Origin of the sequence: Kitasatospora sp. NPDC056800, from assembly GCF_042789775.1 — a bacterium.
Classification (GTDB): Bacteria; Actinomycetota; Actinomycetes; order Streptomycetales; family Streptomycetaceae; genus Kitasatospora.
In genome coordinates, this window is record NZ_JBHUAL010000041.1 from 1 (window position 1) to 24,639 (window position 24,639).

General features: G+C 74.0%; 16 protein-coding genes. 3 read left to right on the forward strand and 13 right to left on the reverse strand.

Annotated elements, in window-relative coordinates:
- The 5 genes from ACFRQN_RS12290 to nrdR all read right to left on the reverse strand — a co-directional run.
- A partial coding sequence (locus ACFRQN_RS12290) for an ATP-binding protein (protein ID WP_380740116.1) occupies positions 1-1,712 on the reverse strand: 1,712 nt, incomplete at its 3' end.
- Positions 1,713-2,015: 303 nt separating this feature from the next.
- Complete coding sequence (locus ACFRQN_RS12295; RefSeq protein ID WP_380740118.1) at positions 2,016-2,783, reverse strand: SDR family oxidoreductase; 768 nt, start codon at positions 2,781-2,783, stop codon at positions 2,016-2,018.
- Positions 2,784-2,818: 35 nt separating this feature from the next.
- Positions 2,819-3,706: a hypothetical protein gene (locus tag ACFRQN_RS12300; protein ID WP_380740120.1), complete on the reverse strand. Its 888-nt coding sequence runs from the start codon at positions 3,704-3,706 to the stop codon at positions 2,819-2,821.
- A gap of 108 nt (positions 3,707-3,814) precedes the next feature.
- Positions 3,815-6,721, reverse strand: a complete 2,907-nt coding sequence (locus tag ACFRQN_RS12305) for a vitamin B12-dependent ribonucleotide reductase (RefSeq protein WP_380740122.1) — start codon at positions 6,719-6,721, stop codon at positions 3,815-3,817.
- A gap of 205 nt (positions 6,722-6,926) precedes the next feature.
- A complete protein-coding gene (gene nrdR, locus ACFRQN_RS12310; protein ID WP_049653458.1) occupies positions 6,927-7,427 on the reverse strand; it encodes a transcriptional regulator NrdR in 501 nt (166 codons plus the stop codon).
- 354 nt (positions 7,428-7,781) lie between these two features.
- On the opposite strand from nrdR, the gene lexA reads away from it, so the two are divergent.
- Positions 7,782-8,663: a transcriptional repressor LexA gene (lexA, locus tag ACFRQN_RS12315; protein ID WP_310593172.1), complete on the forward strand. Its 882-nt coding sequence runs from the start codon at positions 7,782-7,784 to the stop codon at positions 8,661-8,663.
- A gap of 176 nt (positions 8,664-8,839) precedes the next feature.
- On the opposite strand, the gene ACFRQN_RS12320 is transcribed toward lexA, so the two are convergent.
- Genes ACFRQN_RS12320 through ACFRQN_RS12340 form a run of 5 tightly spaced genes read right to left on the reverse strand, consistent with a single transcriptional unit; the run spans position 8,840 to position 16,687 of the window.
- Positions 8,840-10,969: an ATP-dependent DNA helicase gene (locus tag ACFRQN_RS12320; RefSeq protein ID WP_380740124.1), complete on the reverse strand. Its 2,130-nt coding sequence runs from the start codon at positions 10,967-10,969 to the stop codon at positions 8,840-8,842.
- Between the two features lie 12 nt (positions 10,970-10,981).
- Positions 10,982-12,805, reverse strand: coding sequence for an IucA/IucC family protein (locus ACFRQN_RS12325; protein ID WP_380740126.1), 1,824 nt, complete (start codon positions 12,803-12,805; stop codon positions 10,982-10,984).
- The gene (locus tag ACFRQN_RS12330) at positions 12,783-14,258 is read right to left on the reverse strand and encodes a lysine N(6)-hydroxylase/L-ornithine N(5)-oxygenase family protein (protein ID WP_380740128.1); all 1,476 of its coding nucleotides are present in this window, start codon (positions 14,256-14,258) and stop codon (positions 12,783-12,785) included. Before ACFRQN_RS12330 ends, ACFRQN_RS12325 begins: the two co-directional genes overlap by 23 nt.
- A 9-nt stretch (positions 14,259-14,267) precedes the next feature.
- On the reverse strand, positions 14,268-14,981 hold the full coding sequence (locus tag ACFRQN_RS12335) for a GNAT family N-acetyltransferase (protein WP_380740153.1): 714 nt from the start codon (positions 14,979-14,981) through the stop codon (positions 14,268-14,270).
- Positions 14,873-16,687 (reverse strand): IucA/IucC family protein, encoded by a 1,815-nt coding sequence (locus ACFRQN_RS12340; protein WP_380740130.1) that lies wholly within the window; start codon positions 16,685-16,687, stop codon positions 14,873-14,875. Before ACFRQN_RS12340 ends, ACFRQN_RS12335 begins: the two co-directional genes overlap by 109 nt.
- Positions 16,688-17,099: 412 nt before the next feature.
- On the opposite strand from ACFRQN_RS12340, the gene ACFRQN_RS12345 reads away from it, so the two are divergent.
- Entirely contained in the window at positions 17,100-18,293 is a 1,194-nt protein-coding gene (locus ACFRQN_RS12345; RefSeq protein WP_380740132.1) for a trypsin-like serine peptidase, read from the forward strand.
- A gap of 58 nt (positions 18,294-18,351) precedes the next feature.
- Positions 18,352-19,470 (forward strand): trypsin-like serine peptidase, encoded by a 1,119-nt coding sequence (locus tag ACFRQN_RS12350; RefSeq protein WP_380740134.1) that lies wholly within the window; start codon positions 18,352-18,354, stop codon positions 19,468-19,470.
- A 68-nt stretch (positions 19,471-19,538) separates the two neighbouring features.
- On the opposite strand, the gene hflX is transcribed toward ACFRQN_RS12350, so the two are convergent.
- From hflX to dapF, 3 genes are all read right to left on the reverse strand, one after another.
- Positions 19,539-21,041, reverse strand: a complete 1,503-nt coding sequence (hflX, locus tag ACFRQN_RS12355) for a GTPase HflX (protein ID WP_049658942.1) — start codon at positions 21,039-21,041, stop codon at positions 19,539-19,541.
- A gap of 237 nt (positions 21,042-21,278) precedes the next feature.
- Complete coding sequence (locus ACFRQN_RS12360) at positions 21,279-23,456, reverse strand: bifunctional (p)ppGpp synthetase/guanosine-3',5'-bis(diphosphate) 3'-pyrophosphohydrolase (RefSeq protein ID WP_074005689.1); 2,178 nt, start codon at positions 23,454-23,456, stop codon at positions 21,279-21,281.
- A 259-nt stretch (positions 23,457-23,715) separates the two neighbouring features.
- Entirely contained in the window at positions 23,716-24,621 is a 906-nt protein-coding gene (gene dapF, locus ACFRQN_RS12365; RefSeq protein WP_380740137.1) for a diaminopimelate epimerase, read from the reverse strand.
- Between the last annotated feature and the right edge of the window lie 18 nt (positions 24,622-24,639).

Here is a 24,639-nt window from a genome sequence, read left to right on the forward strand (position 1 = left end):
AGCACCACCGCGAGGGCGGCGGCGGGCCGCCCGGCCGCCGCCGGACGGGCGGCGGCCCGGCGGAACGCGCCGAACCGGCCGGCCGCACCCGCCGCGTCGGTGCCGGCGGGCTTCGCCGCCCGGTCCGTCGCGGGGGCGGCGGTGGCCAGCGTCTGTCCGCGGCGGCGCTGTGGCAGGCCGCTGTCGGTCGTCCGGACGGGCGCGGCCGGCAGCGCGGGCGCGGTGGCGGTCCGCGTCCCGGCCGCGGCCTGCGCCCCGACGCGGGTCCGCTGCGCGGAGGGCGCCGGAGGCAGGGAGGCCGGGGCGGGGCGCGCCGAGGTGAGCGCGGGGCGCGCGGTCTCCGCGGGCGACGCCTGTACCGGTACGGACACCTGGACGGGCGCCGGGGCCGCGGCCGGTGCCGGGTGGGTGACCAGCTGATGCGGGATCAGCATCACCACGCCGGTACCGCCGCGTGCCGAGGGCCGGAAGGAGATCTGCAGCCCGTGCTTGCGTGCCAGCACGCCGACCACCGCCAGCCCCAGGCGGGTACCCGCGGAGAGCGTGGTGAGGTCCAGCGGTTCGGCGGAGACGGCCCGTTCGGCCCGGCGCAGCCAACTGTCGCTCAGGCCCAGCCCGCTGTCCTCGACGGTGACCGCCAGCCCGGCGGGCACCTCCTCGACGTAGACGTGCACCTCGGCCGGCGGGGCGGAGAAGTTGGTGGCGTTGTCCAGCAGTTCGGCCAGCGCGTGCATCACGCCCTCGGCCGCGTACCCGGCGACCGCGGCGGTGCTGGCGTTGTGCAGCCGCACCCGCTGGTAGGCGCCGATCCGGCCGAGCGCGCCGCGCAGCACCGACTCCACCGCGATCGGCTTGGCCCAACGGCGGCCCGAGCGGGCGCCGGTGAGCACGGCGATGCTGTCGGCCATCCGGCCCGCCTGGGCGGTCGAGTGGTCCAGGCTCAGCAGGTCGCCGAGGACCTCCTCGTCGTGCCGGTGCTGCATCTCGCGCAGCTCGGCGTGCATGCTCGTGGCCAGCGCCTGGACCCGCCCGGCGGCGGTCGCGCACACCGCGAGCGCGGCGGCCCGCAGCCGCTCGCCGCGGCCGATCTCCTCGCCGACGGCGCGCAGCAGCGGGTACTGGGGGTGCTTGCGGTGGACGGCCAGCGCACTGTCCACCGCCGCGCCGGCCCGCAGCTTCGCCACCACCTCGGGCAGCACGCCCTCGGTGATCCGGGCCAGTTCGGCGCGCTCGGCCTCGAGCCGGGTCCGCTCAGCCTCCGCCCCGGCCCGCTCGGCGTCGAGTTCGGCCCGCAGCCGGGCCAGCTCGGCGTGCGCGGTGGTGACGTCGGCCTCGGCCCGGGCCTGCCCGGCGCGGGCGGCGTCCCGCTCGGCGAGCGCGGCGGCGGTGCGGTCGGCGGCGGCCGTCTCGGCCTGCCGGGCCGTGCCCGCGGCGACCAGCGCCGCCCGGGTCTCCTCGTGCTGCGCGGCCAGGTCCTCGGCCAGCCCGCGGGAGCGCTCGACCCCGGCCGCCGCGAGGCCGACGGCGATCAGCCAGAGCACCGTGACGGCGCCCACCGCGAGGGCGGTGAGCGGCTGGTGCGCGCCGAGCGCCCTGGCCACGCCGACCGGCGCGGCGACCAGCGCCAGCAGCACGGCGGCCGCGGTCAGGGCGACGGTGCGCGGCGCGGGCCGTCGGCGCGATCGGCCGTCGGGGCTGGTGGCTTCTCTCATCGGTGCGGTCCTCGGCAACGTCGGCGGGCGGCGGCGCGGGCGGCGGGTCGGCGACGGTTGCGGCCGCCGACAGCTGGTCGGGCGCATACCAGTCCGCCCGGCGACGTAGCGAAACGTCTCCGGACGTCTGATCGGTTCACGCTTTCGGCCGATCATATCGATTCAGACATAGGCCTCAAGCGGCCAGTTGACGGCCAATCTCCTACCTTCACGCCGCCCACACCACACAACGACGCCCCGACGCCCACCCGAGCACCACGCCTCACACCCCGGGCGCCCGCCCTGTGCCGGCGGCCGCCGACCTCAGCGGCCGCCGAACCGTCGCTCCAGCGCCTCCTCGAAGGTCCCCCGGCCCACCGCCCGATCCGGCGTCAGATTGCCGCCCGCCCGCAGTCCGCGGCCGGTCGCTCCCGGGAGGGGCAGCGGCAGCAGCAACCGGCGCCTGCCCGCCGCCCGCAGGTAGGCCTCGGCCAGCTCCCGGTACGAACGCACCTGCGGGCCGCCGACCTCCGGGGCGAAGCCGGCGGGCTCCTCCCCCGCCAGGCCCGCGACCGCTGCGGCCACCTCCCGTACGTCCACCGGCTGGCACGCCACCCCGCTCAGCACCGGGAGGACCGGCAGCTTCACGGAGGCGTCGAAGACCTTCAGCACCAGGTCGTGGAACTGCGTCGCCCGCAGCACCGTCCAGCCCAGCCCCGACTCCCGCACCACCCGCTCGCAGGCGAGCTTCGTCGCGTAGTACCCGAACGGCACCCGGTCGATCCCGACGATCGACACGTACACCAGGTGCCGCACCCCGGCCTCCCGGGCCCGGGCCACCAGCGTCCGGACCCCGGCCACGTCCGCCTTCTTCTGCGTGGTCGCGCAGTCCACCACCACCTCGACCCCGGCCATCGCCTCCGCAACCCCGGCCCCGCCGACCAGGTCCCCGACCACCCACTCGACCCCGTCGCCCCCGTCCCGCACCCGCCGGCTCAACCCCCGCACCGCCACCCCGCGCGCCACCAGCAGCCGCACCACCTCCCGCCCCAACGTCCCCGTCGCCCCGGTCACCAGCACCGTTCCCACCACCGCGCCACTCCTTCCCTGAGAAAACCCGTCACCCCCTACAGACCGGACACCGCCCCCGAACGTGACATCGGCACGCCGGACGCGCTCCGGGACGTCCGGCCCCGCCTGACCGCAGTCCGGATCCGGTGGCAGTTCGCACACACGGCCTCGCACTTGGCGATCTCCGCCGCGACCTCCGACCACGGCTTCCGCTCGGCGATCAGCTGCGACACGTTCGCCGACTTGGCGCCGCGCACGTGGTCCCAGTCGAGGCCCCGGGCCCATCCCCGCCAACCGCAGTCGGCGCAGCCCCGCGCCAGCTTCAACCGGTCGTTCCGCGCCTGGGCCTCCACCATCCGGGCCCAGGACGGAGGCAGCCGTTCCGTCGAACGCCCGCGCTGCCGCATCGTCCGCGCTCGATGGCAGCGGGCGCACCGGACCTCGCACTTGGCGAGCTCGGCCAGCAGCCGGTCCTTGGCGACGCACAGCTGCACGAGGCGGGATATCGTCCCCGCCTTCTGCGTCGGGTCCAGGTGATCGGGGTCCAAGGCCCGTACATCGGCGTACCCGCAGTCAACGCAGCCGCCGCTCTTCCACTCCGTCACCACGGCCTGAAGCCTGGCCCGCGACCGGCGCAGATCGTGCCCGGCACCGAGCTTCGCGCGCCGAGCGCGCTGCCGCTCCAGTGCGGCGGCCCGGACCTCCGGCCGTTCCCACTTCTTCCGCCGGGCCCGGTTCGCGGCCTCGCGGGCCTCCGGCCTCGCCGCCCTCGCCCGGACGGCCTGCTTGCACTCGCTCTGCAGACCGCTCGGCCTGCTCGCGTTCCTCGGGAAATCGGCGGCCGGGTGGTGGTCCCGGCACGCCGGGCACCAGATCGGGGTCTCCGGTGTGATCTCCGCCGCCGGTGGCCGTCGTGGTGCCCGCTTCTCTGCTCCTGTCGCCATGCGCGCAGCAAAGCAACCCCGACCGACAGAAAAGGCGGGGCGAGGACGTGAAGTCCTCGCCCCGCCTCAGGTTTTCACCTCATCGGGTGAAACCGGGGTCGGGCGCGGTCAGCTGCAGCCGCTGGTGGAGCCGCAGCCCTCGCAGAGGTAGCAGCTGCCGGCGCGGCGCATCTTGGTGCCGCAGGAGAAGCAGAGCGGGGCGTCGGCGTTGAGGCCGAGCTGGATCTCCATCAGCTCCGTGGAGTTGTGGGCCTGCTTCGGGGCCGCCTTGGGCGCCTCGACGGCGGGGGCCGGGGCCGGGGCCGGGACGGCGGCCGGCTTGGCGGCGACGGGGGCGGACTGGGCGAGCGACTCGGTGTCGAGCTCCTCGGCCTCCAGCGGCTCGTACGAGCCCGTCTCCAGGTGGCGCTGGCGCTCCTCGACGGAGTGGATGCCGAGCGCCGAGCGGGTCTCGAACGGCAGGAAGTCGAGCGCCAGGCGGCGGAAGATGTAGTCGACGATCGACTGCGCCATCCGCACGTCCGGGTCGTCGGTCAGGCCGGCCGGCTCGAAGCGCATGTTGGTGAACTTCGAGACGTAGGTCTCCAGCGGCACACCGTACTGGAGGCCGACCGAGACGGCGATGGAGAAGGCGTCCATCATGCCCGCGAGGGTCGAGCCCTGCTTGGACATCTTCAGGAAGACCTCGCCCAGGCCGTCGTCCGGGTAGGAGTTGGCGGTCATGTAGCCCTCGGCGCCACCGACCGTGAAGGAGGTGGTGATGCCCGGACGGCCCTTGGGCAGGCGCTTGCGGACCGGGCGGTACTCGACGACCTTCTCGACCACGGCGGCCGGGGTGACCGGGGCGGCCGCCTCGGTCTTCTCCTCGGAGTCCTTCTTCTTGGCCGAGAGCGGCTGGCCGACCTTCGAGTTTTCGCGGTAGATGGCGAGCGCCTTGACGCCCATCTTCCACGCCTCGAAGTAGATCTCCTCGACGTCCTCGACGGTCGCGGCGGCCGGCATGTTCACGGTCTTGGAGATGGCGCCGGAGATCCAGGGCTGGATCGCGGCCATCATCCGCACGTGCCCCATCGGCGAGATGGAGCGCTCGCCCATCGCGCAGTCGAACACCTCGTAGTGCTCCGGCTTCAGGCCCGGGGCGTCCACCACGTTGCCGTGCTCGGCGATGTGGGCGACGACCGCCTCGATCTGCTCGTCCTGGTAGCCGAGGCGCTTGAGGGCGCGCGGGACGGTGCCGTTGACGATCTGCATCGAGCCGCCGCCGACCAGCTTCTTGAACTTGACCAGGGCCAGGTCGGGCTCGACGCCGGTGGTGTCGCAGTCCATCATCAGGCCGATGGTGCCGGTCGGGGCGAGCACCGAGGCCTGGGCGTTGCGGAAGCCGTTCTGCGCGCCGAGGCGGAGCACGTCCTGCCAGGACTTGTTGGCGGCCAGCCAGACCGGGGCGTCCAGGTCGTCGTGGGAGACGGCGTCCAGCGAGGCGTCGGCGTGCTGCTTCATGACCTGCTGGTGCGGGGCCGCGTTGCGGGCGTAGCCGTCGTACGGGCCGACCACGCCGGCGAGTTCGGCGCCGCGGCGGTAGGCGGTGCCGGTCATCAGCGAGGTGATGGCGCCGGCCAAGGCGCGGCCGCCCTCGCTGTCGTAGGCGTGGCCGGTGGCCATCAGCAGGGCGCCGAGGTTGGCGTAGCCGATGCCGAGCTGGCGGTAGGCGCGGGTGGTCTCGCCGATCTTCTCGGTGGGGAAGTCCGCGAAGCAGATGGAGATGTCCATCGCGGTGATGACCAGCTCGACGACCTTGGCGAAGGTCGCCGCGTCGAAGGAGTCGTCGTCGCGCAGGAACTTCATCAGGTTCAGCGAGGCGAGGTTGCAGCTGGAGTTGTCCAGGTGCATGTACTCGGAGCAGGGGTTGGACGCGTTGATGCGGCCGGACTCCGGGCAGGTGTGCCAGTGGTTGATCGTGGTGTCGTACTGGATGCCGGGGTCGGCGCAGGCCCAGGCGGCCTCGGCCATCTTGCGGAACAGCTTCTTCGCGTCGACGGTCTCGATGACCTCGCCGGTCATCCGGGCGCGCAGGCCGAATTCGGTGCCGTTCTCGACGGCGGTCATGAATTCGTCGTTGACGCGGACCGAGTTGTTGGCGTTCTGGTACTGGACGGAGGTGATGTCGTCCCCGCCGAGGTCCATGTCGAAGCCCGCGTCGCGCAGGGCGCGGATCTTCTCCTCCTCCTTCACCTTGGTCTCGATGAAGGCCTCGACGTCCGGGTGGTCCACGTCGAGCACGACCATCTTGGCCGCGCGGCGGGTGGCGCCACCGGACTTGATGGTGCCGGCCGAGGCGTCGGCGCCGCGCATGAAGGAGACCGGGCCGGAGGCGTTGCCGCCGGAGGAGAGCAGTTCCTTGGAGGAGCGGATCCGGGAGAGGTTCAGGCCGGCGCCGGAGCCGCCCTTGAAGATCATGCCCTCTTCCTTGTACCAGTCGAGGATCGAGTCCATGGAGTCGTCGACGGACAGGATGAAGCAGGCGCTGACCTGCTGGGGCTGCTTGGTGCCGACGTTGAACCAGACCGGCGAGTTGAAGCTGAACACCTGGTGGAGGAGGGCGTGGGTCAGCTCGTGCTCGAAGATCTCGGCGTCGTCCTTGGAGGCGAAGTAGCCGTGCTTCTCGCCGGCGGCGCGGTAGGTGAGCACCACGCGGTCGATGATCTGCTTGAGGCTCCACTCGCGCTGGGGGGTGCCGACGGCGCCGCGGAAGTACTTGGACGTGACGATGTTGACGGCGTTGACCGACCAGAAGTCGGGGAACTCGACGCCACGCTGCTCGAAGTTGATCGAGCCGTCACGCCAGTTGGTCATGACGACGTCCCGCCGCTCCCAGCGGACCTCGTCGTACGGGTGCACGCCAGGAGTGGTGTAGATGCGCTCCATCCGGAGACCGCCCTTCGGGGCCTTGGCGCCCTTGGCCGCGGCCTTCTCGGACTTCGACCCGCGTGCGGAACCGCTCGTGGTGTCTGTCACTTCTCGCTCCTCCTCCTGGGCAAACGCCCGAAGTGCCCTGAAAAGTCCGGGCACTGCTGGTTCGTTCTTCCGGTGTGCGGGCAGGCAGGAACCCTGCCTGCTTACGCACGGTTTGTAGTGTTCTGTGCCCCGATTTCGGGCACGCGTGGGCCCCGCGGGGCCGTGGTGGTGCGGGTGGCTGGGCCCGCGAGGGGCCCGGCGCCTCCTAGGGCGCGGCGGCGGACACGGACACGCAGGTGTCGTCCGCCTCGGGGGTGCGGGGCCGTTCTGCGCGGAGCTCCGCGATGGCGGCCTCGAAGTCTTCCAGTCCGTCGTACGCCTGGTACACGGAGGCGAAGCGCAGGTAGGCGACCACGTCGAGTTCCTTGAGCGGGCCGAGTATGGCCAGCCCCACGTCGTGGGTGGTCAGCTCGGCGCTGCCGCTGGCGCGCACGCACTCCTCGACCCGCTGGCCGAGCTGGGCGAGCGCGTCCTCGGTGACCGGGCGGCCCTGACAGGCCTTGCGGACGCCGGTGATGACCTTCTGCCGGGAGAACGGCTCGGTGACGCCGCTGCGCTTGATGACCATCAGCGCGGCCGTCTCCACCGTGGTGAAGCGGCGTCCGCAGTCCGGGCACTGCCGACGACGGCGGATGCAGCTGCCGTCCTCGGTGGTCCGGCTGTCGACAACACGGCTGTCGGAGTGCCGGCAGAAGGGGCAGTGCACCTCGGGATCCCTCCCTGGCAGAACGTTCGGACCTGTTGAGTCTATGCGATGCGCCCCCGGCCTGGGCAAGCTGATCATGCGGGGCGACCACTAGTACTGGGCACGGAGAGGACTGTAGCCACTACATCTAGGAGTCTGGGGGAGGTGAGCGCCTTGGCGTGTCGATGCCGCGAGGGGCCCGATTAGACTGCCGGGGGCGAGTTTCGCTCGAACATTTACTCGATGTACAACAAAGCCTTGATCGAGTCAGTCAACTCCCGAATAATTCACTCGAACGTGTGTTTGGCGCAACCTTTCGATAGGAGGCGCGTTGGGCTGGAAAAGGGGAGAGGACAGCCGTCGAGAGGGGCCGCCGTGAACACGATCGAAAGCAACACCATCCCGGTGCAGGAACACTCCCAGTTCAAGGTGGGGCAGCGCACCACGAATCAGCAGGGTGTGGACAGCAGCATGGACCGTAGCGAAGACCACCGCCTCTCCGGCGCGGCCCTTTCCGGGGCGACCCGCGTTCCCGACCAGCCGATCGAACACTCCACCGCCATGGACGACTCCCACACCTCCCCCGCCCGGGCGATGCCAGGTCGCCCCCCCGGCATCCGCACCGACGAGGCCGGTCTCACCGAGCGCCAGCGCCGGGTGATCGAGGTCATCCGGGATTCCGTCCAGCGCCGCGGCTACCCGCCGTCCATGCGCGAGATCGGCCAGGCCGTGGGCCTGTCCAGCACCTCCTCGGTCGCCCACCAGCTGATGGCCCTGGAGCGCAAGGGCTTCCTGCGCCGGGATCCGCACCGCCCGCGCGCCTACGAGGTCCGCGGCGTCGAGGTGGCCCGCCCGAACACCGCCGAGACGGCCGGCCGGCCCTCCACCTCCTACGTCCCGCTGGTCGGCCGGATCGCCGCCGGCGGGCCGATCCTGGCCGAGCAGACGGTCGAGGACGTCTTCCCGCTGCCCCGCCAGCTGGTCGGCGAGGGCGAGCTGTTCGCGCTCACCGTGCGCGGCGACTCGATGATCGAGGCGGCCATCTGCGACGGCGACTGGGTCACTGTGCGCCGCCAGCCGGTCGCCGAGAACGGCGACATCGTGGCCGCGATGATCGACGGCGAGGCCACCGTGAAGCGACTCAAGCGCGAGGACGGCCGGATCTGGCTGATGCCGCACAACCCGGCGTACGAGCCGATCAACGGCGACAACGCGACCATCCTGGGCAAGGTCGTCGCGGTCCTGCGCCGCCTCTGAGCGCACCCACGCCGCCCCTGGGCGGCCCCGTGCGCCTCTGAGCGCACCCGCGCCGCCTCGGCGCGCACAGCAACACGCACCAGCACGCACCGCACCACCACACACACCGGGAAGGGGCTCCTCCGCACAGTGCGGGGAGCCCCTCCGGCGTTCCACGGGCCGGGCGGCCGGTGCCCTCAGCCCCGCTTCACCACCGGCCGCACCGGCGCCGCCGAGGCGTCGATCGACGCCAGCGAGCGGCGCACCTGGTTGCGGTCCGTGGTGTACCAGAACTCCGGCATCGAGGAGCGGAAGAAGCTCCCGTACCGCTTGGTCTCCACCCGCGGGTCCAGCACCGCGACCACGCCCCGGTCGTCGGCCGCGCGCACCAGCCGGCCCGCGCCCTGCGCCATCAGCAGCGCCGCGTGGGTCGCCGCGACGGCCATGAAGCCGTTCCCGCCGCGCTGTTCGACGTCCTTCTGGCGGGCGCTCATCAGCGGGTCGTCCGGCCGGGGGAACGGGATCCGGTCCATCACGACCAGCTGGCAGGCCGAGCCGGGCACGTCCACGCCCTGCCAGAGCGAGAGCGTGCCGAACAGGCAGGTCGTCGCGTCCGAGGCGAACTCCCGGATCAGCTCGCCGAGGGTGTCCTCGCCCTGGAGCAGGACGCGGTGGTCCAGCCGCTCGCGCATCGCCTCGGCGGCCGTCTGGGCGCCGCGCATCGAGGAGAACAGGCCCAGCGTGCGCCCGCCGGCCGCGCCGATCAGCTCGGCCAACTCGTCCAGCATGTCGGGCCGTTCAGGATCGCGCCCGGGGTCGGCCAGGTGCTTGGCGACGTACAGGATGCCCTGCTTGGGGTACTTGAACGGCGAGCCGACGTCGATCCCGCGCCAGTGCGGCACCGCGTCCTCGCCGAAGCCCGCGTCGGCGTCCGGGTTGTCCCCGGCGGTGCGGACGTCCGGCAGCCGCGTCTCGGAGGGCAGGCCGACCGAGGCGGCGACGCCGTTGAAGTCCCCGCCGAGCTTGAGCGTGGCCGAGGTGAGGACGACCGAGCGCTCCTTGTACAGCCCCTCGCGCAGCAGCCCGGAGACGCTCAGCGGGGCGACCCGCAGCGAGGCGGTGCCCAGCCCGTAGCGGTCGCTGCGCTCGATCCAGACCACGTCGTACTCGGAGTCCTCCAGCAGCCGCTCGGCCGTCTCGTGCAGCGCCTCGGCCGAGGCCATCGCCTGCTTGCGGACGGCGTCCTCGTCGCTGAGCCCCTTGTCCCTGGTCTCGCCGAGCGAGGTGATCACCTGGCGGGAGGCGTCCCGGATCGCGGTGACCGCGTACGCGAGGTACTCGGGCAGCTCCTCGACCCGGCCGGGCTGGGCGGTCTCCATCAGGCCGTGGTAGTTCTCGGCGGCGGCCTGGAGCGCGTCCACCGCCTTCTCGTTGGCCAGCCGCGCGGCCCGCTTCACCGCCCGGTTGACGGCGCCGATGGTCAGCTCGGCGGTGGCCGCGCCGGTGACCCGGTTGACCAGCTCGTGCGCCTCGTCCACGATCAGCAGCCCGTGCTCGGGCAGCACCGGCGCGCCCTCGATCGCGTCGATCGCGAGCATCGCGTGGTTGGTGACCACGACGTCCGCCAGCTTGGCCCGCTCCCGCGCCTTCTCCGCGAAGCACTCCTGCCCGTACGGGCAGCGGGTGGCGCCCAGGCACTCCTTGGAGGTGACAGAGAGCTGGGCCCAGGCCTTGTCGGAGACGCCGGGGCTGAGGTCGTCGCGGTCCCCGGTGTCGGTCTCGTCGGCCCAGTCGCGCAGCCGCAGCACGTCCTTCCCGAGCTTCCCGGTGGGCCCGCCGAGCGCGTCCACCGGGTCGAACAGGCCCTCGCCCTCGTCGCTCGGGGTGCCTTCGTTGGCCCGGTGCAGGCAGAGGTAGTTGGAGCGGCCCTTGAGCATCGCGAACAGCGGGCGGCGGCGCAGCACCGGGTGCATCGCCTCGACGGTGCGCGGCAAGTCCCGCTCCACCAGCTGGCGTTGCAGCGCCAGGGTGGCGGTGGCGACCACCACCCGGTCGCCGTGGGCGAGCGCGGGCACCAGGTAGGCCAGGGACTTCCCGGTGCCGGTGCCGGCCTGGACGAGCAGGTGCTCGGCGTGGTCGACGGCGTCGGCGACGGCCTCGGCCATCCGGACCTGGCCGGGGCGCTCCACACCGCCGACGGCCGCCACCGCGGCGTGCAGCAGTTCGGGGATCCGCGAGCGCGGGACGGCGACGGCTTCCTCGGCCTCGTCGCCGAGGACTGCCGCCCGCTGGGATTCGGAGTCGTGGGATTCGGAGTCGTTCGTCATGACCCTCCCAGCCTACGGGGCGGGGGTGACAATCCGGTCCCGTTGCCCGGGCATCCGCACGTCCACGGCGACCAGCGCGTTCGGCACCGTCCCGTACCGGGCGGCGTGCGGGCGGTGCGGGCGGTCCTGGTAGCCGTCCATCAGCAGCCGGTTGCGGTTGAGGCAGAGCCGGTCGATCCGGGGGCGGAACAGGTCGAACAGCTCGAAGCGCTCGCGCAGCTCGGGGAAGCGGTCCTGGTAGCGCAGCACCTCGGCGCGCAGCAGGGCCCAGAACTCGGTCTCGGGCAGTCCGGTCTGCGCCTCCAGCAGCGGGGCGAGGAAGCGGAAGACGCCGATGAACAGCCCGGAGTGGATGAACTGGCAGAGCCCCTGCGGGCTCTCCCGCAGCAGCACCTCGGCCACCTCGTCGGGCAGGCCGCGCAGTTCGGGCAGGTCCTGGGCGCTGAGGTTGACGTCGTCCACGAAGTCCTTGACCGCGAGCCGGACCGGCGCGTCGGCGGGGTCGAAGACCACGATGGCGTTCTCGCCGTGCGGGGAGAAGACCAGCCCGTAGCGGTAGAGGAAGTGCAGCAGCGGCGGCATCATCGCGGCGAACAGCCGGGCGGTCCAGTCGCCGGGGAGCAGGCCGGAGCGGTCGATCAGCTCGGCGGCGAGCGCCCGCCCGTCGGAGCCGGTCTGCAGCAGCGAGGCCAGGGTGCGGGCGCGCTCGCCGCCGTCCAGGAAGGGGCCGAGCGGCTGGCGCCAGATCGCGCCGAGCAGTTCCTTGTACTGGTACGGCGCCTCGGGCAGCTCGCGGTAGAGCGGGTGGTCGACGGTGACGGAGGCGATCTCGCCGAGCAGGATCACCCGGCACTCGTCGCGCAGGTACGGGTCGGCGTCGCGCAGTCCGAGCAGCCAGGCGGTGACGGCGGGCGCGGCCAGCGTGCGCTCGACCGGCAGGCCGCGCCAGACCAGGGTGTTGAGGATGGACAGCGGCAGCTTGACGGTGCAGCGCTCGGGGTGGGCGGTGTTGAAGAAGGAGCGGATGGACTGCTGGGGCAGCCGTAGGTCGCCGTCCGAGGGCAGCGGGACGATCTCGCCGGAGGCGATCCAGGGCGCGAACAGCGGCAGGACCGTCTCGTCCCACTGCCAGGGGTGGACGGGCAGCAGCAGGTAGTCCTCGGCGTCCGGGCCGAGCGCGGCGCGCAGCGCGTCCACGTCGTCGAGCTCGCGGGCGTACAGCTGCTCGGGCCGCTCCAGGCCGGGCACGCCGCGGTACTCGGCGAGCCGGCGGTGCACGGCGATCCACGGCAGCGGGCGCGGGCTGCGGGCCTCCGGGGCCCAGCGGGCGGCGTCGGCGGCGGAGAAGCCGATCCGGCCCTTGTTGGGGACGATCCAGGGGTGGCCGGTCTGCCGCCCCTCCAGCGCGGCGTGGTCGAGGTCGGCGAGTTCGGCGGCGGTCAGCGCGGTGGCGAGCTGGCGGGCGTCGGCGGTGAGGGTGGCGGAGAGCTCGCGGATCAGGTGGCCGGTGGTCTCGCCGCGCAAGCCGAGGGTCTGCCGGGCGTACGGGAGGAAGCGCAGCGGGTCCAGGCCGTCCGGGCGGGAGCAGCGGACGGACTCCGGGTCGACCTGCCAGCTGTCGTAGGAGCCGCGCCGGGCGGTGAAGCGGTACTCGGCCTCGGGCAGCTCCAGCCGGTACTCGCCGGGCTCGTCGCCGGGGACGGGTCGGAGCAGTTCCTCGTAGGCGAACTCGCCCAGCATCTTGGCCAGCAGGGCGCGGCCGGCCCGCTGCCAGTGCCCGGCGGTGAGGTGCGGGGCCAGGTGGAGCGGCGGTTCAGCGGCCGACGGTTGCGGCACGGGTCAACTCCTGGGGGCGGGGGACGGCGGGGGTGGGCTGTTCTACGGGACCGGCGGGGGTGGGCTGTTCTACGGGACCGGCGGGGGCGGACTGTTCTACGGGACCGGCGGGGGTGGGCTGGCCGGCGGGCCCGGCGGGGCCGGGCGGCGCGAAGCCGGTCCAGGCGGTGCGGCCGGGCAGCCGGTGGACGGTGCGCCCGGTGACGGCGTTGAGGATCACGGCGGCCCGGTGGGCGCCGAGTCCGAGGTCGGGGGTGCCGACGCCGTGGGTGTGGAGTTCGGCGTTCTGGACGTACAGCCCGCCGGTGAGTCCGGGCCGGGTGGCGACCCGGTGGTCCTGGTCGACCCGGTAGCGCCCGGCCTCGTCCCAGTCGATCAGTTCGGCGAGCGGTTCGAGCGCGGCCGGGCGGGCCGCCCGGTAGCCGGTGGCGAGCACCACGGCGTCGGTGCGCAGCAGGTGTTCGGCGCCGGAGTCGGTGTGCCGGCAGTGCAGTTCGAGGCCGCCGCAGGGGCCGGGGCGGGCGGCGTCGACGGCGGTGCCGGGGGTGATCTCGACCGGGGCGGCGTCGATCGGGCGGCCGATGGTGCGCTCGTAGAGGTGGTCGTGGATCTCGGCGAGGGTCTCGGCGCTGGCGGCCTTGTGCAGCTGCCACTGGGCGGTGACCAGCGCGTCCCGGACGGCCGCGGGCAGGCCGTGGAAGTAGCGGGTGTAGTCGGGGGTGAAGTGCTCCAGGCCGAGCTTGGAGTACTCCATGGGGGCGAGCGCCCTGGTCCGGGTGAGCCAGCGCAGCCGGACGTCGTCGCCCTCGTGGCGCCGGAGCAGGTCGAGGAAGACCTCGGCACCGGACTGCCCGCTGCCGACCACGGTGATGTCGCGGGCGCCGGCCAGGTCGGCGCGGCGGTCCAGGTACTCGGCGGAGTGGAAGGCCCGCGGGTGGCCGGCCAGCGCGGCGAAGGCCTCGGGCAGCACCGGCCGGGTGCCGACGCCGAGGGCGAGGTTGCGGGCCCTGACCTCGGAGCGACGGCCGGTCGCGGTGTCGGTCAGTTCGGCGCGGTACCAGGGCGCCTCCCAGCGCAGGGCGGTGACCTCGGTGCCGAAGCGGCAGTTGGCCAGCCGCTCGGCGGCCCAGCGGCAGTAGTGGTCGTACTCGCGGCGCGGCAGCTGGAAGCGCTCGGCGAAGTAGAACGGGAACAGCCGGTCCTGGTCGCGCAGGTAGTTGAGGAAGGACCACGGGCTGGTCGGGTCGACCAGGGAGACCAGGTCGGCGAGGAACGGCACCTGCATCCGGGCCCCGTCGACCAGCATCCCGGGGTGCCAGCGGAACTCCGGGCGCTGGTCGCAGAAGAGCGTGCGCAGGCCGGGGACGGGTTCGGCGAGTGCGGCGAGCGAGAGGTTGAACGGGCCGATGCCGACGCCGAGCAGGTCGTACGGAGGGGGTGTCGAGGTGTCCACAGGGTCGTCCTAGGCGGGGAGTTGGGCCTGCGCGGCGGGCCCGTCGGCCCGGTCGCGGACCATCAGGGCGGCGCGCTTGTCGGGCAGGTCGAGTTCGGCGGCGGCCCGGAATCCGGCCCGTTCGAAGGCCCGGACGGACCGCCGGTTGCGGACGTCCGGCTCGGCCACCACCCGTTCGCAGCGCGGATTCCGGCGGAGAATCAATTCTGCGAGGGCGGCCAGCAGAACGGCGCCCAGGCCGCGGCCGCGGCTGGCGGCGGGGCCGAGCAGCAGGTGCACGCCGGTGTCGTACGGCCGGGCCGGGTAGTGCGCGGCGAGCGGGTCGAGGTCGGCGCGGTAGACCTCCCAGTAGCTCATCGGCTCGCCGTCGAGCAGGCCGAGGCACGGGAGGCTGCGGCCGTCGCCGTCCAGTTGGGCCCGGACGTGCCGTTCGGTGACCTCCGGCGGCCCGGCGAGCTCCCAGAAGGCGTCGACCTCGGGGTCGTTCATCCACAGGGCGAGCAGCGCCAGGTCGGCGGGCAGCCGGACCGGGCCGAGCCGGAACTCGCCGGCCGGGGTAAGGACGGCGCCCCACCCGGACAGGCCGTCCGGCACCCGGCACCCGTCGTCCGTCATCAGGCACCCGCCACCGGGTTGGGGATGTCCACGTACACGGACTGGCTGGCGACCGGGCCGACCAGTTCGTCCATGCCGTTGACCCGGGTGAGCAGGTTGGCCTTGCAGGGCAGCGCGGGCGCGTCCAGCAGCAGCGCGGGCAGCGCCGAGCCGGTGGCGGCGGCCCGCGGGCCGGCCAGGAACCGGCGCAGCGCGGCCAGCAGCACCGTCTCGTCGGCGAGCCGCTGGGAGCCGAGGGCGCCGATCAGGCCGAGCACGTGGTTGATGCCGAGGTAGTAGGCGAAGTGGTGGTCGATCACCTCGTCCGGCAGGAAGGTGTCGCTGTCCGCGCCGAGTCCGGGCAGCCGGGCGGCGAGCCGCGCGGCGGCGCTCTCCCGGTAGTAGTAGCCCTGGTTGTCGCGGTAGCGGCCGCCGCAGGGCCAGCCCTCGGCGTCCAGCAGGACGAGGCTGTTCTGCTGGTGGGCCTCCAGGGCGATGCCGCCCCGGCCGTCCAGCCAGAGGATGGGCAGCACGACCGCGTCCAGGTAGCGCAGGAACCATTCGGCGGCCACCGTCGGCAGCGGGCGGGCGCAGCGGACGGCCAGGGCCCGCAGGGTGTCGCCGAGCCGGGAGGGCACGGTGTCGCCGGTGCCGAGCGGCTGTTCGGCGACCAGGCCGGCGACGCACAGCGCCCGGTCGGTGGGCGCGAAGGGCTGGGCGCGCAGCACGGTGTCCAGGCCGCCCGGGTCGCCGAGGGCGGGGTGGTCGACGCCGATCCAGGCCGGGTCGCGGACGATGTCGAAGCCGGGGTGGGCGGCCCGCCACTCGGCGGCCAGCCCGCTCTCCAGCAGCCGGTGCATCTCCAGGCCGCGGTGCAGTTCCTTGCGCAGGTTCTCCCGGCGGGAGTTGGTGATCCGCAGGCCGAGCGAGAGCTTGAGCATCCACGGGGTGCCGGGCCGGTAGACGGTGCGCACCGAGGAGGTGGGGTACCAGGGGTCGCCGGCCGGGCCGAGGTCGTGCAGCAGCCCGTCGGCGAGCAGGGCGGCGACGGCCGGGCGGTGGGCGAGTTCGCGTGCCTGCCAGGGGTGCAGCGGGACGGCGGCGGTGCCGGGCGGCAGCGGCACGGCGCCGTCGAGCAGTCCGGCGGTGAGCCGTTCGGCGCTCTCGGCGACGGCGGAGCCGGCCGCGAGCAGTTCGCGGTCGACGGCGTACCAGTGCAGTTGGAAGGAGCCGTGCAGTTCGGGCGAGTAGGCGGCGCTCTGGGCCGGGCCGAGGCCGTCGCGGCTCTTCGGCGTGGGGTGCAGCGGGTGGCCGAGCAGCAGGGACTGCTCGGCGGCGAGGAAGTGCGAGCGCTCCGGCCCGCCGGGCACGGCGGCGGTGCGGCGGTGGGCGAGGATCTCGGCGGTGCGCACGACCGAGTCGCCGACCCTGGCGGCCAGGTCGGCGACCTGCCCGGGGTCGGGTCGTTCGGCGGCCGCGGCGGCGAGCAGCGCGGCGGCGGTGACGGCGTCGACGGGGGCCTCGCGGACGTCCCCGGCCGGGCCGGTCTCCCCGACCGCGAGGGTGGCGGGTCCGAAGCGGTGCCAGCCGCCGGGCGACCAGTAGCGGACCGGGGCGGTGAGCCGGGCGGCCCCGCCGAGGACGGCGATCCGCAGCCGGCCGTCCGGGCCGGGCCGGGCTCCGGTCTCCCGGGTCCAGCAGCGCAGCAGGGCCTCCAGTCCGGCCTGTTCGGCGGCGACGGCCGGGTCGGGGTGCAGCAGGAGGTCGTGCCCGTGGGCCCGCTCCACGGTGGGCGACGGTACGGGCGGGGCGACGGTGAGGGCGGCGGTGCTCAAGGCTGCTCCTTGGGGCGCGTGGGGGTGCGGACGCGCACTGTGGTGGAGGGGTCGGCGGGCGCTCGCACCGTCGCGTCAGGTAAGGGTTACCTATCCCTGACGGGTGATCACAAGGACGACTCACTCGTCAGGGTGAAGATCGGGGATTGTCCACCAACGGGGCCCGATGCCCTGCTGCGTCGGCGGACCGGGCGGGCCCGGATCACGGATCGGTGACCTCCGGCCCGCACCGCAACCCGGGGGGCGGGCAGCGCCGTCCTCGTCCGCGATGGAAGACTCCATGGCGGCGAACCGCCGCACCGCGAACCGGCCGGACACGCACCACCGCGGTGCGCAACCGCCGGCCGTGACACCACCGGGCGGCCCGGCACCGACCGGCACCGACCGACCGAGCACAGGGGGAAGCGCACAGATGCCCACGATCCACCGGTCAGCCCTGGCCGCCGCCCTGGCCGCGGGCACCCTGCTCGCCGTGACCGCCTGCGGGCCGGACGGCCCGGCGGGCGGCGGGACCAGCCCCGCACCGCCGCCCTCCACCGAGTCGACCCAGGCCGCGGGTTCGGGCGGCGTGATCGGCGGGATCCCGCTCCCGTCCGGGCTGCCGACCAGCCTGCTGGAGGGACTGCCCAGGAGCTGGGACGACCTGAAGAAGTGGAAGTACGAGGACTGGGACAAGTGGGCGTCCAAGCACGTCTTCAACAACCCGGTGGTGAAGGACTTCTGGGACCCGGACAAGATGGGCGACTCCAAGCCCGCCGACCCGGCCCCGCCCACCGCCAAGCCCGCCCCCGCCACGCCCAAGCCGGCCACCGACGACGGCGTGACCGACCCCGATCCCGCGCCGGTCAAGGCCGTGACGGTGCCCCGCCCGTACCTGAAGCAGCCCTCCGGCAAGGTGTTCTTCTCCGCCCAGGGCGGCCGCGGCAACTGCTCGGCGACGGTGATCGCCGACCCCCAGCACCCGGGCAAGAGCAACCTGGTCTGGACGGCCGGGCACTGCGTGCACGAGGGCAAGGGCGGGAACTTCTACAAGGACCTGGTCTTCGTGCCCGCCTACAACAACTCCGGCGCCTCCAGCGGCGGCAAGCGGGCCCCGCTGTCCGAGCTGGCCCCGCTCGGCACCTGGTGGGCCGACCAGGTCACCACCTCGCCGCAGTGGATGGTCGAGGGCGGCGGCACCGGCGACGCCGCCAACCAGTACGACTTCGCGGTGATGCGCGTGCACAACCAGAACGACACCGGCAAGTCCCTGGAGGAGACGGTCGGTTCGGCCGTCCCGGTCTGGTTCGACGCGCCGCGCGACCAGCTCAAGGTCTCGGCCGTCGGCTACCCGCTCGCCAAGCCGTTCGACGGCCAGGAGCTGTACAAGTGCGACGGCGGCAAGCCCACCCGGCTCTCCTTCGACGCCAAGCGCCCGACCATGCTGACCATCGGCTGCACCATGACCCAGGGCGCCAGCGGCGGCGGCTGGTTCGCCACCATGCCGGACGGCCGGACCGCGCTGGTCAGCAACACCTCGATCGGCACCCAGGAGCACACCTCGCTGAGCGGGCCGTACCTGGAGGCGGTCGCCCGGCAGGCGCTGGACTGGATCTCCAAGAAGTAGCCGCCGCCGACGGGGGGCGGTAGGGAACCACCAGCACAGCACGGGGGGACGAGCCAGCATGCCGAGAACCACCAGCCGGCGGCGCCGGGCCGCGACGGGCGGCGCTGCGCTGCTCGCCGCGCTCGCGCTGGGCGCGGCCGGGTGCGGCCCGGACGGCCCCGCCCGGCCCGCCACCGCGCCCCTCGCCCTGCCCAGGTCGTCGCCCACCAGCCCGGGCGACCTGAGCGGCTGGAAGGTGGACGACTGGGCCCGCTACGTCGCCGAGAGCGCCTTCGCCAACGACGCGGCGCCCGGCGCCTGGACGGCGGCCCGGATGGACGCCGCCAGGCCCCGGCCCACCCCGGAGTACTCGCTGACCGCCCCCGCGGCGGCCGGCGTCGAGCGGGACGCCCCGCCCGCCGCCGTGCCGGCCAAGCCGCAGCCGCACCCGTACGGACCGGTGGGCTCGGTGGTCGGCCGGCTCTTCGCGACCACGCCGCAGGGCGACGTGTCCTGCTCCGCCACCGTGGTCTCCGATCCGGTCAACCCGGGCCGCAGCAACCTCGTCTACACCGCCGCGCACTGCCTGCACGACGGCAAGGGCGGCGGCTGGCTGAAGAACCCGGTCTTCGTGCCCGGCTTCAACCGGGACGGCCAGGCGGTCCACGGCAAGGCGAACGCCGACCGGCTGGTCGCCCCGTACGGCCGGTGGACGGCGGTGCGCGCGCTGGTCTCGCCGACCTGGCTCCAGGAGAGCGGCGTCGGCGCCCACCACCAGTACGACTACGGCGTCCTGCGGGTGCGCGGCGAGGACGGCTCCGGGAGGTCCCTGGAGGAGACGGTCGGCGGCTCGGTGCCGATCTGGTTCAACGCCCCGCGCGACCAGATCACCGGGACCGCCGCCTACGGCTACCCGGCCGAGCGGCCGTTCGACGGCCTGGAGCTCGAGCACTGCGACTCCCCGCTCGCCCCCGGGCTGCTCTCCTTCGACCGGGACCGCCCGCCGATGTACGTGATCGGCTGCACCATGACGGCGGGCGCCGCCGGCGGCGGCTGGTTCGTCATCCGGGACGGCAAGCCCAACCTGGTCAGCGTCGGCGCGGTCGGCAACCGCAACCCGGCCGGCTACCAGGCCGGCCCCTCCCTCCAGGACCAGGCGAAGCAGGCCTTCGACTACTTCGCCAAGAACGTCCGGTAGCACCGCCGGAGACACGGAGGGGCCCCGGGACGGCGATCCGTCCCGGGGCCCCTGCGTGCGCTTCGGGCTCAGCCCTGCAGGGCCACCGCGAAGTACTCCAGCTCGGCGGCCAGCTCGGCCGGCACCTTGGCGTGCAGCAGGGTGCCCTCGCCGGTGTGCTCGGTGGAGAGCAGCTCGCCCTCGGCGTGCACCCGGGAGACCAGCGCGCCCTGGGTGTAGGGCACCAGGGCCCGCACCTCGACCGCCGGACGCGGCAGCTCGTCGTCGATCAGCCGCAGCAGCTCCTCGATGCCGGCGCCGCTGCGGGCCGACACCACGATGGCGTGCGGCTCGCGGCGCAGCAGGCGCTGGAGCACGTGCGGATCGGCGGCGTCCGCCTTGTTGATCACCACGACCTCCGGCACGTTCTGCGCGTCGACCGAGACGATGACCTCGCGGACGGCGGCCAGCTGCGTCTCCGGCTCGGGGTGCGAGCCGTCCACGACGTGCAGGATGAGGTCCGCGTCGGCGACCTCCTCCATGGTCGAGCGGAAGGCCTCGACCAGGTGGTGCGGCAGGTGCCGGACGAAGCCGACGGTGTCGGCCAGGGTGTAGAGCCGCCCGGTCGGGGTCTCGGCCCGGCGCACCGTCGGGTCCAGGGTGGCGAACAGCGAGTTCTCCACCAGGACGCCGGCGCCGGTGAGCCGGTTGAGCAGGGAGGACTTGCCGGCGTTGGTGTACCCGGCGATGGCCACGGACGGCACCTGGTGGCGCCTGCGCTCCTGGCGCTTGGTGTCGCGGCCCTTCTTCATGTCGGCGATCTCCTTGCGGAGCTTCGCCATCTTCTCGCGGATCCGGCGCCGGTCGGTCTCGATCTTGGTCTCACCGGGACCGCGGGTGGCCATGCCGCCGCCCGAGGAGCCGGAGCCACCGCCACCCATCTGCCGGGACAGCGACTGACCCCAGCCGCGCAGCCGCGGCAGCATGTACTGCATCTGCGCGAGCGAGACCTGCGCCTTGCCCTCCCGGGACTTGGCGTGCTGGGCGAAGATGTCCAGGATCAGGGCCGTCCGGTCGACGACCTTGACCTTGACCACGTCCTCCAGGTGGATCAGCTGGCCCGGGGTGAGCTCACCGTCGCAGACCACGGTGTCGGCGCCGGTGGCGGCGACGATGTCGCGCAGCTCCTTCGCCTTGCCGGAGCCGATGTAGGTGGCCGCGTCGGGCTTGTCACGGCGCTGGATGACGCCGTCCAGCACCTGGGAGCCGGCCGTCTCGGCGAGCGCGGCGAGCTCGGCCATCGAGTTCTCCGCCTCCTCCAGCGTGCCGTCCGTCCAGACGCCGACGAGCACCACGCGCTCCAGGCGGAGCTGGCGGTACTCGACCTCGGTGACGTCTTCGAGTTCGGTGGAGAGGCCGGCGACACGGCGCAGGGCGGCTCGCTCGCTGCGGTCGTACTGGTCGCCGTCGTAGTGGTGGCCGCGGTCCTCGTCGATGGCCGCGAGGTCCTCGTCCATGAGGGCTTCCGCCCGCAGACCGTCGAGGCGGCGCGGAGCGTCGGCGTGGTCGCGGGTGTCGAACGTGGAGGTCATTCTGTCCTTTGGCTGGCTGGTACGGGTGGCCTTCGGGGACCGCGGTGGCGGTCCCGTACGGAGTCTGCCCAGCTGCCGCCCCGGCTACCGTCCGGGCGGGGTGAGCTACCCCTCAGGTCCCCGGGTGCCCCCGGGCTCCTGTGCCCGGAGAACGCCGTGGACCGGCCGTGAATTCCCCATGATGGTCGCACGCCCGGCGCGGGCCGGTCATCCCCATTTTCCCCGGGACGGCGGCCCCTACGAACCCTCCGGGGCCTGCGGCCGGCTCACGTCGTACACCCCGGAGACCTTGAGCATCGCCCGCATCAGCCCGGGCAGCGCGGCCGGCTCGGGCAGTTCGACGGTGTAGGTGTGCCGGACCCGGGACTCCTGCGGCGGCTCGACCTCGGCCGAGACGATGCCGACGCCCGCGCCGGAGATCGCCGCGGTGAGGTCGGCGAGCAGCCGGGGCCGGTTCAGCGCCTCGGCCCGCAGGGTGGCCCGGTGCCCGGCCGCCGGCGCGCCCTCCGACTGCCAGCGGACCTCCAGCTCGGCCCGCCCGTCCGCGCGCATCCGCTCCCCCGCCGGGCAGCCGGTGCGGTGCACCGCGACCGCGCCGCCGCGGATCGGGTAGCCGGCCACCTCGTCCGGCGGCACCGGGGTGCAGCAGCGGGCCAGCCGGACCGACGCCCCGGGCCGGCCGGCCACCGCGACCGGGGCCGCCCGCCGCTCGGCGGCCGGGCGCCCGGGCGGGGCGGGCTGGCCGCCGGCCGGGCCGGTGCGGACCACCGGCTGCCGGGCCGGGGGATCGGCCAGCCAGCGCTCGATGGCCAGCCGGGCGGCGGGGGTGCGGGCGTGCGCCAGCCACTCGGGGGCGGGCCCGGAGGGCGGTCCGCCGCCGGCCGGGAGGGTCTCGGTGAGCACCGCGATCTGGTCGCCGTCCTCCAGCACGGTGGACAGCGCGGTGAGCCGCCCGTTGACCCGCGCGCCGATACATCGGTGGCCGGTCTCCTCGCCGAGCAGGTAGGCCGCGTCCACGCAGGTGGCGCCGGCCCGCAGCTGAAGCGTTTCGCCGCTCTCCGTCACCACGGTGATCTCGCGGTCGCCGGCCAGGTCGGCGGTGAGCGCGGACCAGAAGGCGTCCGGGTCGGGCGTCTCCTGCTGCCACTCCAGCAGCCGGCTGAGCCAGCCCGGGCGGGCCGGGTCGGTGCGGTCCAGCTCGTCGGCGTCCTGGACGGCGCCGGCCGGGGACGGGTCCCCGAGCGCGACCACCCCGGTCTCGGCCACCTCGTGCATCCGCCGGGTGCGGACCAGCACCTCGACCACCGCGCCGCCGCTCAGCGCCACGGCGGTGTGCAGGGACTGGTAAAGGTTGAACTTGGGCGCGGCCACGAAGTCCTTGAACTCCCCGGGCAGCGGCGTCCAGCAGGTGTGCAGCTCGCCGAGCACGGCGTAGCAGTCGGCGTTCTCCTCGACCACCACCAGCAGCCGCCCGAAGTCGGCCGGCCGCGGCCCCTGCGGCCGGCCGTCCGGCCCGGGCACGGCGGCCCGCCGGAGCAGCACCCGGTGCAGCGAGACGCAGTGCCGGGGCCGGACGGTCACCTCGGCGGCCACCCCGCCCTCGGCCAGCTGGCGGGCCAGCTGCCGGGCGAAGGGCTCCAGCAGGGTGTCCGGCTCGGCCTCGTGACCGGTCATCAGGGCGCGGGTGCGGGCGTGCTCCTCGGGGTGCAGGGTGGCGAAGACGATGTCCTCCAGCTCCGCCTTGAGCACCTGGATGCCGAGCCGCTCGGCCAGCGGGATCAGCACGTCCCGGGTGACCTTGGCGATCCGCACCTGGCTGGCCGGCTTCATGTGCCGGATGGTGCGCATGTTGTGCAGCCGGTCGGCGAGCTTGATCACCATCACCCGGACGTCGTCCCCGGTGGCGACCAGCATCTTGCGGAAGGTCTCGGCCTCGGCGGCGGCCCCGAAGTCGACCTTCTCCAGCTTCGTCACCCCGTCGACCAGGTAGGCGACTTCCGGCCCGAACCCGGCACCCACCTGGTCCAGCGTCAACTCGGTGTCCTCGACGGTGTCGTGGAGCAGCGAGGCGACCAGGGTCGTCGTCCCGGCGCCGAGTTGGGCCAGGATCATGGTGACGGCCAGCGGGTGGGTGATGTACGGCTCGCCGCTCTTGCGCTTCTGGCCGCGGTGGCTGGCCTCGGCGAGCCGGTAGGCCCGGGCGAGCAGGCCGAGGTCGGCCTGCGGATGGTGCCGGCGGTGGACCCGGACGAGCGGTTCCAGGGCGTCCGGCACGGGCGGCCGGCCGGTGGCGAGCAGGGCGGCCCGCCCGGCCCGGCCGAGGGCGGCCAGGCCGAGCTCCCCGAGGGGCCGCCTGGCCCCTCCCTGCCGTACGGTCGTCGGCTGCCCCAGGGGCTGCCCGGCTTCGATGGTCATCGGCACCTCCGGCAACGGTCGCCGGGCGCCGCCCCGTCCGAGGGGGTGATCTCGACACCCCTCCCCATGGGGTGATCGACCCGGTGGTCCATGCTACCGAGCAGAGCACGTTCCGCGACGCCCTGATTCCCGTCCGCGACCGGTATCACCCGATCGGGGGGATTCATCACCGAACGAATTGGGCAAACCGGGCTGCCGGCCCCCGGGCCTGCCGCCCCGCGGACGCGGGTTCGAGGACGAGCCCCACCGGAGACGGGCCCTAACGGACCGACCCCCACCAGCTCCCGTCCAGCCGGCCCTCGGCCACGATCACCGCCGGCCCGGCCATCTCCACCCGGCCGTCCGGGTGCTCGGTGATGACCAGCCGACCGCCCAGCACGTCCACGGTGTACGAGACCGCCTCGCCGGTGACCGCCGGGTCGGCGCCGTCCCGGCGGATGGCCGCCACCGCCACCGCGCACGCGCCGGTGCCGCAGGAGCGGGTCTCGCCCGAGCCGCGCTCGTGCACCCGCATCGCGACGTGCCGCGGCCCGCGGTCCACCACGAACTCGACGTTGACGCCCTCCGGGTAGGCGTCCGCCGGGCTGGTGAGCGGCGCGGTGTACAGGTCCCCGGCGTGCTCCAGGCTCTCCACGAAGGCCACCGCGTGCGGGTTGCCCATGTTGACGTTCAGGGCCGGCCAGCGCCGCTCGCCGACCGCGACCTCGATGCCGTCCGGCCCGGGCAGCCGGGCCCGGCCCATGTCGATGGTGACGTCGCCGGGCGTGCCGTCCGCGGCGGCCCCGGCGACCTTCGCGGTGAGCACCCCGGAGCGGGTGGCGACGGCCAGTTCGCCCGGCTCGGCCAGTCCGGCCTCGACCAGGAAGCGGGCGAAGACCCGCAGGCCGTTGCCGCACATCTCGGCGACGCTGCCGTCCGAGTTGCGGTAGTCCATGAACCACTCGGCCCGGTCGGCCATCGCCGCGGCGGCCGGGTCGGCGGCGGCGCGCACCACGCGCAGCAGCCCGTCCCCGCCGATGCCGGCCCGCCGGTCGCACAGCGCGGCGACGGTCTCGGGACCGATCTCCAGCGCGCCGTCCGGGTCCGGGACGATCACGAAGTCGTTCTGGGTGCCGTGGCCCTTGAAGAAGGGGATGCCGACCTGCTGGGGGGAGGATGCGCTCACCCCTCCGATGGTACTGAG

Excerpts from the sequence above, each read along its gene's own strand:
- ACFRQN_RS12350 (WP_380740134.1), top strand. The coding sequence starts at position 18,352 with ATGCCGAGAACCACCAGCCGGCGGCGCCGGGCCGCGACGGGCGGCGCT.
- ACFRQN_RS12300 (WP_380740120.1), bottom strand. The coding sequence starts at position 3,706 with ATGGCGACAGGAGCAGAGAAGCGGGCACCACGACGGCCACCGGCGGCG.
- ACFRQN_RS12320 (WP_380740124.1), bottom strand. The coding sequence starts at position 10,969 with ATGACGAACGACTCCGAATCCCACGACTCCGAATCCCAGCGGGCGGCA.
- hflX (WP_049658942.1), bottom strand. The coding sequence starts at position 21,041 with ATGACCTCCACGTTCGACACCCGCGACCACGCCGACGCTCCGCGCCGC.
- ACFRQN_RS12360 (WP_074005689.1), bottom strand. The coding sequence starts at position 23,456 with ATGACCATCGAAGCCGGGCAGCCCCTGGGGCAGCCGACGACCGTACGG.
- ACFRQN_RS12345 (WP_380740132.1), top strand. The coding sequence starts at position 17,100 with ATGCCCACGATCCACCGGTCAGCCCTGGCCGCCGCCCTGGCCGCGGGC.